Source organism: Providencia burhodogranariea DSM 19968, assembly GCF_000314855.2.
Taxonomy (GTDB): Bacteria; Pseudomonadota; Gammaproteobacteria; order Enterobacterales; family Enterobacteriaceae; genus Providencia; species Providencia burhodogranariea.
Window position 1 is genome coordinate 196473 of record NZ_KB233223.1, and the last position, 12934, is coordinate 209406.

General features: G+C 36.0%; 10 protein-coding genes. 6 read left to right on the forward strand and 4 right to left on the reverse strand.

The annotated features are described in order from the left end of the window. Positions 1–5 precede the first annotated feature (5 nt). The 4 genes from OOA_RS11585 to OOA_RS11600 all read right to left on the reverse strand — a co-directional run bounded on the left by OOA_RS11585 (position 6) and on the right by OOA_RS11600 (position 5640). Positions 6–1340 (reverse strand): MFS transporter, encoded by a 1335-nt coding sequence (locus OOA_RS11585; RefSeq protein WP_008912335.1) that lies wholly within the window; start codon positions 1338–1340, stop codon positions 6–8. Between the two features lie 289 nt (positions 1341–1629). Then, positions 1630–2322, reverse strand: a complete 693-nt coding sequence (locus OOA_RS11590) for an RraA family protein (protein ID WP_008912336.1) — start codon at positions 2320–2322, stop codon at positions 1630–1632. A gap of 19 nt (positions 2323–2341) precedes the next feature. Then, entirely contained in the window at positions 2342–4060 is a 1719-nt protein-coding gene (locus OOA_RS11595) for an IlvD/Edd family dehydratase (RefSeq protein ID WP_008912337.1), read from the reverse strand. A 692-nt stretch (positions 4061–4752) separates the two neighbouring features. Further along, on the reverse strand, positions 4753–5640 hold the full coding sequence (locus OOA_RS11600) for an SDR family oxidoreductase (RefSeq protein ID WP_008912338.1): 888 nt from the start codon (positions 5638–5640) through the stop codon (positions 4753–4755). Positions 5641–5766: 126 nt separating this feature from the next. Between OOA_RS11600 and OOA_RS11605 the strand changes: the two genes are divergently transcribed. The 6 genes from OOA_RS11605 (at position 5767) to OOA_RS11630 (ending at position 12869) form a co-directional block, all read left to right on the forward strand. Then, positions 5767–6690 carry an AraC family transcriptional regulator gene (locus tag OOA_RS11605; protein WP_008912339.1) on the forward strand — a complete coding sequence of 308 codons (924 nt, stop codon included), beginning with the start codon at positions 5767–5769 and terminating at the stop codon, positions 6688–6690. A 944-nt stretch (positions 6691–7634) separates the two neighbouring features. Beyond that, positions 7635–8111, forward strand: a complete 477-nt coding sequence (locus tag OOA_RS11610) for a Csu type fimbrial protein (protein ID WP_008912340.1) — start codon at positions 7635–7637, stop codon at positions 8109–8111. 55 nt (positions 8112–8166) lie between these two features. Beyond that, positions 8167–8892, forward strand: a complete 726-nt coding sequence (locus OOA_RS11615) for a fimbrial biogenesis chaperone (RefSeq protein WP_008912341.1) — start codon at positions 8167–8169, stop codon at positions 8890–8892. Next, a complete protein-coding gene (locus OOA_RS11620) occupies positions 8849–11182 on the forward strand; it encodes a fimbria/pilus outer membrane usher protein (RefSeq protein WP_051040855.1) in 2334 nt (777 codons plus the stop codon). The genes OOA_RS11615 and OOA_RS11620 overlap by 44 nt, the downstream gene beginning before the upstream one ends. Beyond that, the gene (locus OOA_RS11625; protein WP_008912343.1) at positions 11173–12123 is read left to right on the forward strand and encodes a Csu type fimbrial protein; all 951 of its coding nucleotides are present in this window, start codon (positions 11173–11175) and stop codon (positions 12121–12123) included. Before OOA_RS11620 ends, OOA_RS11625 begins: the two co-directional genes overlap by 10 nt. A 161-nt stretch (positions 12124–12284) precedes the next feature. Continuing rightward, positions 12285–12869, forward strand: a complete 585-nt coding sequence (locus OOA_RS11630) for a HutD/Ves family protein (RefSeq protein ID WP_008912344.1) — start codon at positions 12285–12287, stop codon at positions 12867–12869. The last annotated feature ends 65 nt before the right edge of the window (positions 12870–12934 follow it).

Here is a 12934-nt window from a genome sequence, read left to right on the forward strand (position 1 = left end):
AGAACTTAATCTGTACTAGAGCATGGCTTCTTTAGTTCAGGAGAATAACCGATTGATTCATATTTATGCAAATATTTTATAACTAATAAGGTTACGAATCCGCCAATTAGCATACAGCCACCTAGGTAATACATTGGAGCACTGGTGCTACCCGTTAAATCTCTGATTGCCGGAACGGTATTTTGTGCAAAAAATCCGCCTAGATTAGCTAATGAGTTAATTGCTGCTAAACCTGCGGCGGCGGCAGTGTTGCCTAAAAAACGAGTTAAAGTCCAAAAACAAGGCTGAATAGAGAAAATAGCCATGATCACAAAGGTAATACATAAGAAGCTTAACCAAGGAATAGAAATAAACAGTGCACTACCTGCAAGGAAGATCGCAGCAATAAACATAGGTAATGCGATATTTTTTACAGGATCTGCCGTTCTTTCTGCTTTGCGTGTCATCCAGATTAACCATACTATCGTGACTAACCATGGGATCATATTAATAAATCCATTAGTCATATCAGAAACACCAAAGCCTTTTACGATTGTTGGCATCCAATAGCTTAATCCATAAGCTCCGAATGAAATAAAACCCAGAACTAACGCTAATAATAAAACACGTTTATCTTTTAATGCATTTAAGACACCTGAAACATCTTGATCCTGATATTGAGCTTGTTCTTTAGATAAGGCGTTATCTAACCAATTTTTTTGTTCAGGCGATAAAAAGTTGGCTTTTTCTTTTGAATCAGGTAGCAGCAGTAAAACGGGGATGATAAAGATAAGGGCAGGTAAGCCTGTACCAATAAATATCCATTGCCATCCTTCAAATCCTAAATGTCCGTGGATACTCAGTAACATTCCATTTAAAGGAGCGCCGATTAGATTGGCACTTAAACTGGCGATAATTAAATATCCAACTACTTTAGGTCGGTATGACAATGGAAACCATTTAGTCATATAATAAAGCAATCCTGGATAAAGACCGGCTTCTGCAGCACCTAATAAAAACCGTAATAAATAAAATACAGTTGTATTTGTGGTGAATGCCATTAGAACGGTAATTAATCCCCAAGTAAACATAATTCGGGCAAACCAAACACGTGCACCAACTTTATGAAGAAATATATTACTGGGTACTTCAAATAATAAATAACCAATAAAAAACAGTGATGCTCCCAGACCAAAAGCCGTTTCACTTAAACCTAAACTATCAGCCATATGTAATTTAGCAAAGCCTATATTTTGTCTATCTATATAAGCGATTACATATAGCATAACCATGAGAGGAATCAGTCTTATGGATATTTTTCTTATTGTACTGCGCTCAATATCTTTCGTTTCAGGGTACATGGTATTCCCTCTCTTTAAATAGATTTATACCTATTATATTTCAAGTTACATGAGTATTAGCTTAAATTCAATTTCCAGAGTGATGTACTCGTCATACTTCAATTTTCAGGGTTGTTAACTGATTCAATTATTCTAATGATATATTTAAGCTATATACATCGAATTATCTTCGATCAGTACCTACCTCAATTTGAATTAATATAGAAATATGTTCACTGGATATTTTTCATAAAAATAGCGTAACTTTTATCTACATGTAACTCGAATTATTTTTGGTATAAATTAATAATTACATAATGCCATATTTAGCAAATGCTTCCACTGTCGTCATGCCTTTATCTAATGCATCTGAGACAATATTTTCACCTTTGGCTTTTTCAAACGCACCATGAAAAGCTTCATCAACAGCATTTGACGGAATGATTAGCACACCATCACGGTCGCCATAGATAACATCACCTGGATTAACTCTAATACCATCTAATTCAATAGGGACACGCCAGTCAACAACTTTACCTCTTGGGCCTTGGTCTTGCGCATAACTACCAAAGGATGCGACAGGAAAACCGGAGTGTAAAATTTCGTTTGTATCACGGTGGAAGCCATGAATGACGGCACCTGCTGCACCACAATGCATGGCTCTTTTTGTCATAAGGCCACCCCATTGAGCATAACGTAGTGAACCGCCTGCACAGATATAAACCTCATTAGATTTTAAATCATCCAAAGCGTTAAACATTAAACCAAATTGTTTTTCACTAATCGGATTATTGCCTTCAAATGAATGATGGAAGAAGTCAGCTTCTAAAACTGGCATCGCTCTACCAATAATAACGCTCCTCGAATCAATTGGTTTTATTTGTTGATGCAAAAATTGGTGCTGTAATCCCATGGTATCTAATATATCCCCAACTAAAGCGACAAATAATTTTTCTTTAGCTAAGGAAAATAATTCATTATCGTCAGACCAATACTTATCCATTTTATTACCTTTTAATAATTTATTTAGGGTGAGGCTCACGTTTTATAAAGGAACCTGATTTACCTGTGAGAAAATTAAGATCAGCGCCAGTATTCGCTTGGTTAACTGTTTGAATATAAAGGCTGGCATATCCACGAGAATAATTCGTTTCTTCAGGAATCCAATTATCACGACGTTTAGAAAGTTCATCTTCACTAACATGCAATATTAATTGCCGCTGTTGACAATTTAATTCGATAATATCGCCAGTTTTAACTAATGCGAGTGTTCCTCCAACATTTGATTCAGGACTAACATGTAGCACAACAGTACCGAATGCAGTTCCTGACATTCTTCCATCAGAAATTCTGATCATATCTCTGATACCTAACTTCAACATTTTTAAAGGTAATCCAAAATTACCCACTTCAGGCATTCCCGGATACCCTTTTGGCCCAGCACCTTTTAACACTAAGATATCTTCTGGATTAATATCTAAATCAAGGTCATTAATTCTTTCGTTATAATCTTCAATATTTTCAAAAACAAAGGCTCTTGCTTTATGGTTTAATAACTCTGGTGTTGCCGCAGAGGGTTTAATAATGGCTCCATCGGGAGATAAATTACCTTTTAATACAATCGTTCCTGCATCATCTTGTAATGGAGCGGAAATAGGTTTAATCACATCATCATTATAAATTTTACTATTAGAATAATTTTCTTTCAGTGTTAATCCATTAACTTGCAAGACATCTTGATTAACTTTATCTAATAATTGATTAATAACTGCGGGTAAACCACCCGCATAATGGAAATCTTCCATTAAATAACTACCGGATGGTTTCAAGTTAGCGAGTAATGGAATATTTTGGCTATGCTTGTCAAAGTCATCTAATGAAAGTGGAACACCAATCCGACCCGCGATTGCTAATAAATGAATAATAAAGTTAGTCGAGCCGCCAATTGCCGCATTAGCAATAATGGCATTTTCAAAAGCTTCTCGCGTTAATATTTGTGATAAGCAAATATCTTGTTTGACTAATTCCACGATACGACGACCGGAAAGACGAGCCACACGTTTGCGATTCGCGTCAACGGCTGGAATCGCTGCGGAATCAGGTAATGATAAACCTAAAGATTCAACCATACAAGAGAGGGTCGAGGCGGTTCCCATGGTATTACATGCCCCAGCACTGCGAGACATATTATTTTCGACTTCATTAAATTCTTGCTGGGTAATAATGCCAGCGCGTAGCTCTTCACTAAACTTCCATAAATCCGTCCCAGAACCAATATCTCTTCCTTTGTGTTTACCGTTAAGCATTGGCCCACCAGTGACGACAATAGTTGGTAAATCAACACTTGCAGCTCCCATCAAGCATGCCGGTGTGGTTTTGTCGCAGTTAGTTAATAGCACAACACCATCTAATGGATTTGCTCGGATAGATTCTTCAACATCCATGCTTGCCAAGTTACGATATAACATCGTCGTTGGCTTCATGAGCGCTTCTCCAAGTGACATGACAGGGAATTCAAATGCAATTCCACCCGCTTCTAAAACCCCTTGCTTAACTTGTTCGGCTAAATCCCGTAAGTGCGCATTACAGGGGGTTAATTCAGACCATGTATTACAAATACCGATAATAGGTCTTCCATCGAACGCATCATTGGGTAGTCCTTGGTTTTTAAGCCAGCTACGTGCAATAAAACCAGATTTGTCTGTTGCTCCGAACCATTCTTGGCTTCTATATTTTTTCATTTTTTAATCCCACGGTGAAATACACACTAAGCTCACGTCTGTTTGGGATTATATGGAGGGGCAATATCACTGGCAATTAGCTGAATATTTCTTAATATTTTACGAAGTTGTGAACTGGATTGTGTTTTTTTAATCGGCAGAAGATATTACTTTTATATATAAAAGTAATGCTGCCTACAAAGTGATATAAAAAATTATTTAGTATGAAAAACAATCAGGTAATTAAATTGTTAAAACATTGGCTATTATAACTTTTATATATGAAAGTAATTTAAAGATCGCTTTTTTGATATTCATCACATTAAGTCGCTAATTAACGGCATTATGCGAAGGTGATCCTTGGGGGTTTGATTGGAACGAGTGCGATAATGTTGTTGTGCTAGCTGTGGTATGTGTCGATTTATTTAATTTCAGCTAAAAAGAGTGGATTTAAATCTTAATTATTTAATTTTGATTGCTTTTTCCTTTGTCTCTAGCTGTCTTTAGTGGTCATTCACTGTGCTTAATGATGAGTAATATAAAACTAAATTCATTTTATTGAATTTAGTTATTAATGATAATTTAAATTAAGAATAGAAAATTATTGTCTAATTCTCTATTCATTATTTAATTTGCATTATGATAATTTCTAAATTTTATAGAAGGTATAGTTGATGGATAGATAAAAATATCTATATGACGTTAATTAGGCACTAATCATACTCCATCTGTTGCAAATCACTGAGTAAGCTAGGCCCTATCGGCTTCCACCCTAGTAGCCTCTGCGTCATGATACTGGATGCAGACATATCATGATTAACAAATCGATGAAGCCAGCCAAAATGATCTTGTGATTGCTCTTGAGTCATACTTTGAGTAGGAATATTTAGCCCATTAGCAATGGCTTTGGCAATGCTTTTAAGTGAAATCCCCTCTTCTGCGACTGCATGGTAGCGGCTCCCCGCGCTTTGTCTCTGTAAAGCTAGCAAATAAAGCCGAGCAGCATCACTAATATGCACGGCTGCCCAGCGATTTTGCCCATCATCAACATATGCGGAGACACCTTTTTGTTTGGCTAACTGTTTAAGGTCAGTAATCAATCCTTGTTTAATCGTATTGTGCACTTGTGGCAAGCGTATGATTGACACATTAATCCCTTGTTCGATGAGCTGAAGAGCTGCTAATTCACTTTCTTTACGTGGATTGGTTGAATCAATATTAAATTGATTTTCTAAGGCTAATTGATGGTTTTCTAGGGCGCCCATTCCGGCAATAGAGGTCACGATAAACGGCTTATCTAAACCTTTTAATACTGAGCCCATTGCCTCTATAGCCAGCCGGTCGGTTTGGCAATTAGCGGCAAAGGTTGAGAAATCATGATTAAAGGCAGTATGGATTATTCCATCTGCAAGTGTTGAGCCAATGCGTAAGCTATCGAGATCGTTGATATCCCCCAAGTGTACTTCAGCGCCTAATGATGTTAATTGTGCCGCACCCTGTTTAGAACGTGTTAAGCCTAATACTTGGTAGCCTTGGCTTAGTAGTTGATGAACAATGGTAGAGCCTAAAAAACCGGTAGCACCAGTGACAAATATTCGCATAGTTGTAGATCCTTAAGATCGAGTAGGGAGCTAGGTTGTAGCCCAAGAGAATTTACTGTAAATAGATAAGACGATACGAACAATGTCCAAATAACTTTCTTTTTAGTCTGATCGTCCGAGGTTTCAATGGATCCACTTTCTGATTTTTTATCTTTATTAAATCCGACAAGTTATGTTTCGGGTGGTGTTGCGCTAAGCGAGGATCTTGCAGTGCAATGGCCGCAACACGCAGGTATTAAGTGTTATGCAGTGGTATCGGGTCGCTGTTGGTTGTCTGTGACCGGTATTCAAGAACCCATTTTGCTTGTTGCTGGTGATTGCTATCTTTTACCACCTGGTGATGCTTTTTGCTTAGCAACAAATCTGGATGTTACGCCGATTGATTTCACGATACTGCGTGCTGAAGGAAAATTAGGCATTGATACACTCAATAATCAGCAACACAGTAACCTACAACAAGGTTGTTTTCTGGTGGGTGGGCATTTCTTTTTAACGGGTGAGCATGCCGATATGTTGCTAGGTTCGTTGCCGCCGATTGTTCATATTCAAAATAGTGCTGATAAAACGGCAATGCATTGGTCATTGGAGCAACTTGCTCAAGAAGTTCGTGACCCACAGCCGGGAAGTGCATTAGTTATGAAGCAACTCGCCTATATGATGTTGATCCAAGCTTTAAGGTTGTATATTTCTAATCAGTCGGGGAGAGGGTGGCTTTTTGCACTCGCTGACAAGCAATTAAATATGGCACTAAACTGTATTCATAATCAGCCCAATGATGATTGGACACTAGAGAAATTAGCCAAGTATGTCGGTATGTCTCGCTCTGTTTTTGCGCAGCGATTTAAACGTATTGTTGGGCGTTCACCAATTGAATATCTTACATATTGGCGCATGCAGCTAGCTTGTGATCGGCTTAAAAATTCTCATGATTCAATCAATGTGATCGCTGCTAGCTTGGGTTATACATCAGAAAGTGCTTTTGCCAAAGCCTTCAAACGAACTATAGGTCTTCCACCAAGGCAATACAGTAAACAACATATAGTATACTGATGAATAAAAAATAGCTAAGCAGTTTAGGTAATTGATTTTTGTATCATGTCTAGCCGAACAGGAAAGAGGAGGATATGGCTAATGTTCTATTAGTTAATTTAACCATAACCCTTGTCAGAGAACGGGCTAATTTGGCGTTTGCTGTTGAGCAAGATAAAATAGAATATCCTATTTTTTAGGTTCCATTATGCTTATTATTTAAGGTCATTAACAATTAAATAACTTCAAAAGATCTAAGACGAGAATATTGAAATAATAAAAACTCGTCATAACTTGATTTAAATTGTTAAAATAAATGGTTTTGCAGTAAATTTCATATAAAAGGAAAAACAGTATATTTTCATCGAGTAATAAATAAGCTCAGTGCTATATTTTATTTTTATAAACAGAAAAGTACTTTATAGCAATTCCTCTCATATATGTTAAAACCCAAATAGCATAAATAGTGACCTGAAAAGTATAAGCATCTTTTTTTGATGTTTATTTATCCGCGATTCGGTAATCAGAAAAATAATCAATAAAATGAGTTAATTTAATTTAGCCTGTAAAAATCATGTCATGCTTTATCAGTATAATAATTAATAGAATATTTTAATATTTCATCACACATACTAAAGCATTTTCGATGAATTGATTTTTTGTTTCCACTTGTTCTATACATTTAGATTATTGATCTGATTATTATTTGTTTTTCGATCTATTTAGATGTTTATATCTTGAAGATCATGAAAAGAGTATCCACACAAAAAGTGTTGATTGCTTTTCTATAAAATTATTCTAAAATGTCTAAAATAGCAGCATTGATAACTTTTATTAACAGTTAATTAATAAAAAGATTGTAGTACTTTATTGCTAATAATATACCGATTTTCAACATTAATTTGTTATAAAACAATATGTTGATTATTTCTGCTATGTTTTTTATGTCAAGTCAGGTAAGTTTCGTGTTAAATAAAATTAAATATCTAATATTAATCGGTGCTGTAAGTGTAACGGCTTCATCATTTGCAAGTACAACAACTGATAACAAAACAGCAAATGGAAATATGAATGTCTCTTTAACTGTATTGAAAGCTTGTACTGTTTCAGTCAGTGATATGAGCTTTGGTTCACAATTTAGTAATGCGGGTGATCGAACTACAAATGCAACCGCATCAGTGATTTGTACTCAAGGAACCGAATATAATTTGACGGCTGATTCTGCTCATGACTATACGTTAAATGATGGTAATGGAAACAAAGTTTCTTATCAATTATATGCTGACGAAGCAGGTCAAGTTCCAATGACAGTGGGTTCCACGAACACGGGTAACGGTGCGACTCAGGAACTAAAAATTTATGGAAAAATTGCGGCAAATTCATTACAGCAAGCTCCTGCCGGTATTTATCAAGATACCGTTTCTATTTTAGTTAACTACTAAATCTATTATCATAAAGGAGTCATCATGGCTCCTTTCTTCAAAATATTGTAAATTCATGCTCAAATCTATTTATATCTTACTTAAAATATTATTTTTTATTACGTTATCGATTCCTTTCTCAAATTATGCTGCCACATTACAAGTTTACCCTGTTAATATTGATTTTTTAGCGGGCGAAAAAGCGAAAGCTATTTATGTTTCTAATGCGGGTGATCATGCTATCAATGCACAGATCCGTGTTTTTCTTTGGCAGCAAGAAAATGGGGAAAATAAATTAATAGAGACTAACAATATAATTGTTAGCCCACCTTTAACGGATATTCCTCCTGGACAACAACAATTGATTCGTATTATTCAACCAAATCAAAAAATAGCGGATACTGAGCAATCATACCGTTTAATTATTGATGAATTACCGGGGAGTGATGAAGTAAAAAATGCTGGTGCAGTTAATTTTTTATTGCGTTATTCATTACCTGTTTTTATTAATACCCCATCTAGTATTATTGATAATACCAAAATAAATATATGGATTGATAGCTCGGTGACTCCTGCATTACTTAAAGTGCGTAATGATAACAATAAACATATAAAATTAAGTGATGTTTCAATTGTTAGCCAAGGTAAAATAGTTGTCATTAATAAAGGATTATTGGGATATGTGTTAGCGAATAATCAAATGCAGTGGCCGCTACCTTCTCATATTGTGTCGGGACAAACGTTAAAAGTGACGCTCAATGGGCATGCTGAACCTCAAATATTCACTATTCTCACTCGTTAGTTTATCTCTTTGCGCAGTATTTTCTGCTATTGCTAATCCTATTGAAACACTTTATCTAGATGTTTCTATCAATAAGCAGGTTTTACCTAATTTTGTGGAAGTAAGAAAAGAGGGTGATACATTTTGGATCGCTGAAACTGAAATTCAAGCTCTTAATTTAAATACGAGTGAATTGACTAAGAAAGAAGGCTGGGTTCAATTGGTTCCTCAATCAGGAATGAATATTACCTATGAACCACTTTCTCAATCTTTATCTATTATCGCTGATGGGCATTGGTTTGTCGGCGAACAAAAACCCTTTATTCAAGGGCAAGGCTTTTTATTAACCGAAAGTCAAATTGCCCCAATAATTAAAGGGAGTGTAATGAATTATGATTTATTCGCTAGCCACGATACATACAGTAAGAATATTACTGCTTTTACTGAATTTCGCTTACTGGGTTATGGTTCAGGTCATTTTAACACGTCATTCAATAGCCAATTATCTAAAACTCCACAAACAACGTATAACCAATTCAACCGATTAATGACATCATGGCAAACTAGTGATGTAGATACATTAAATACACTAACGTTAGGAGATGCTATTACCAGTGGGCAGTCATGGACTAATCGTGTACGCTTTGGTGGGATTCATTTTTCGCACAATTATAATTTACAACCCAATTTTAATATCACGTCAAAACCTATTTATAGCAATACGGCTGTATTACCATCAACTATTGATTTATATATTGATGGTATTAAAAATAGTACTCAACGAATCGACCCTGGACAATTTACATTAAACACCGCCCCTTCTTTTTCTGGAGCAGGCAATGCCCAACTAATTGTTACGGATATTAATGGGCAGCAGCAGAAAATTGACATATCACTTTATAATACTAATCAACTAATTTCACGAGGATTATATACATGGGATATTAGCTTAGGTTGGTTAAGAGAAAACTATAATGAACAATCCTTTGGGTATAACTCTAAATTAATGGTGGTAGGTGATGGTCGCTATGGTATTACTGATAACTTAACTTTGACTGGTCACAATGAAATAAATAGTGATCTACAAAATATTGGTGCTGGTTATTATTGGTTAATTTCTCCTTATGTTGGGGTATTACGCGGTAATAGTGCTTGGAGTCAATATCAAAATAAATTTGGGTATCAGTGGGGACTTGGATGGCAATGGAATAATAGGCAATTCGGTTTATCTATTGATCACCAGCAACAAGAAACAAACTTTGCTGATGTAGCCACTCAAACCGGAAATTTAATGCCATTAAAATCCAATAATGCCTTCGCGAGTTGGTCTTTTGAGGATATAGGTACGCTTGGAGGCGGCTGGGTAGAACGTAAGTATTCTGAAAGAAATATACAATATGCCAATATTTCTTGGTCGAAATCGTATACGCATTATGTCACCTTGTCTATTAATGTAGCAAGGGAGCTAAGTAATAATCATAATAATTCAATGTATTTCATGGTGAGTATTCCACTCTCTAATGAAGATTATTTATCACTTCAAACAAACTACGACAATAAAAATATCAATCAACAAATTCAATATCGTCATAGCTTATTACCTGATGTGGCAGGGTGGGGATGGGGAGCTGCACAACAATTCGGTGATAATAGTAATCTTCATCTTGATCTCACCAATCGAAATGCAGTAAATGAGTGGCAGATTGGGTATAACCGTGACCGTAATGACAGTAGTTATTATTTGAGTAGCAATGGTGCCGTCGGACTTTTAGATGAAGATGTTTATTTTATGCGCAAATTAGGTAATGCATTTGCCATCGCTGATGCATCAGGTGTTCCTGATATTCCTGTTTATTTACAAAATATTGAAGTGGGGAAAACGGATAAACAAGGTCGTTTCTTATTAAATGATTTGTATGGTTATGAGCCACAAAAAATTAGAATTAATGCCTTATCGCTATCAGCCGATTACCGTATTAAGGATACTGAAAAAACAGTTATTCCTCGGGAAGGAAATGGCACATTAGTCTCCTTTAATTTGTATAGAACCAATGCATTATTATTAAATGTTAAACAGGAGGATGGTCAAGCAATACCAACGGCAGCGGCGGTATCTATCTATCGTAATAAGATGGATATTGATGAAATACAAAATACGCTGGTCGGTTATGGCAGCCAAATATATTTGGAGAGTTGGGAAACTGTGCGAGAGATTGAAGTTATATGGGCGAAAGGAAAATGCCAGATAACTTTACCACAAATAGAAAATAGCTCAGAGCCATTTGTTGAGAAAGAGGTTGTATGTTACTAAAGAATAAAAATATATTTTTGTTTCTAATAATTAGTATACCTTCTGTTTCATTTGCCAGTACGGAATGTTGGAATGGCTCAGGTACGCATTTTAATTTTGGTACGGTTACACAAGGGCAAGGTGCATCAACAACAGGAAAAGTGGTATTTACTTGTAATAATTATGAAGGGAGCACTCGTTATATTCGAGCTTGTTTACGTATACAAGATGAAGCGCCATTAGTCATGCGCACGAATAGCTTCCCTGCAAATGAACTCTATTTTAATTTATATCCGCTTAGCGACCAGTCAACACCTTTAAGTCGCTCAACACCACAATATGCACAAATCGATTACATATTACCGAATAGCTCAACACAAGAAGCTTATTTTAATTTAACGGCAAAAATTACACCTAAACAAATGTCTCTGACGGCATGGAGCTATCATAACTATGGCTTCTCTACTGTTATTAAGTTTATGGCGGCAAAAGAAGAGTCACAATTACTATCTTGTAATGCAATGCCGGAAACTAATGTGAGAATTGTTCAGTCATCAGCGACTGCTGAAGTCAAACAAGGATGCCAGATAGATAGTATTAGTGATATGAACTTTGGTTTGTTATCACCGGTTAGTGGACAAAAATTGCAGGCTAAAACAACGGCAAAGATTACAGCAACATGTCCTACTGGTACGGCTTTTTCATTAGGCTTAGGTCAAGGATTACACTTTAAGGAGAATAGTCGTCAGCTCTGTTCAGAGCGAGATTGTGTTAGTTATCAGCTCTATCAAGACGCCTCATATACGACTATTTGGGGAGATATTATTCATTATAATACAGTTGATAGTGTCTCTTTAGATGGTAAGAGCCAAAGTGTTATCGTATATGGTTCAGTTCCGACACAAGAATGGCCTCCATCCGGTAATTATACTGATACCGTGGTTGTGACATTATTTTACTAGGTAGTAGCACTGTATTATTGGGTTTATTGCAAAAATGGATGAAAGGGAATAATCCTTCTCCATTTTTGTGAATTAATAGACATTGCTGAACGTGATATTTAGGCAAATGGTTCAACTAGTTATAAAATAAACTATATTGAATCAAAGGAGCTTGTCTAGCCATGAATCGAGTACTGACAGTAGACAATTATCAAAAAATGCCATGGAAAAATGGACAAGGTTTTACGTTAGAAATCGCTCGTAGCCACGGTAATGGTTTAGTTGATTTTGATTGGCGGGTCTCTATTGCGGATGTTAAAACAGCTGGCTCATTTTCTTACTTTCCCAATAGAAAGCGAATTATCGGCGTTTTGGATGGCGGGTTAGGTCTGACATTACATATTGACCAAAATGCACCTGTGGCACTGTATCAAAAACAATTTCTTCATTTTCATGGTGAAAGCGACGTCCACGCAGAATTATTAGATGAAGCTATTCGCGATTTTAATCTCATTTATAATCCTGATAAATATGCTGCTCGATTACAATGGCTGAATACTCAGGATGTAGGATCATGGATTAGCGATGCAAGCCAAGTTTTAATCTTTAATGCGAAGAATAAGCTCAAGATTATCGTTGATGCTGAACAATATCAGTTAAACGAATTTGAAACTTTATTGGTGGAAAATAACCATCATTCGCGGCAGTTTAGTGTTGAAGCTGATTCACATTATGATTTTTGTATTATTGAATTGTTTTCAAAATAATTGAGTAAGCCGTGTTGAGTAAGCCGTGTTGAGTAAGCCGTGATATGTCACGGCTTACTCAAATT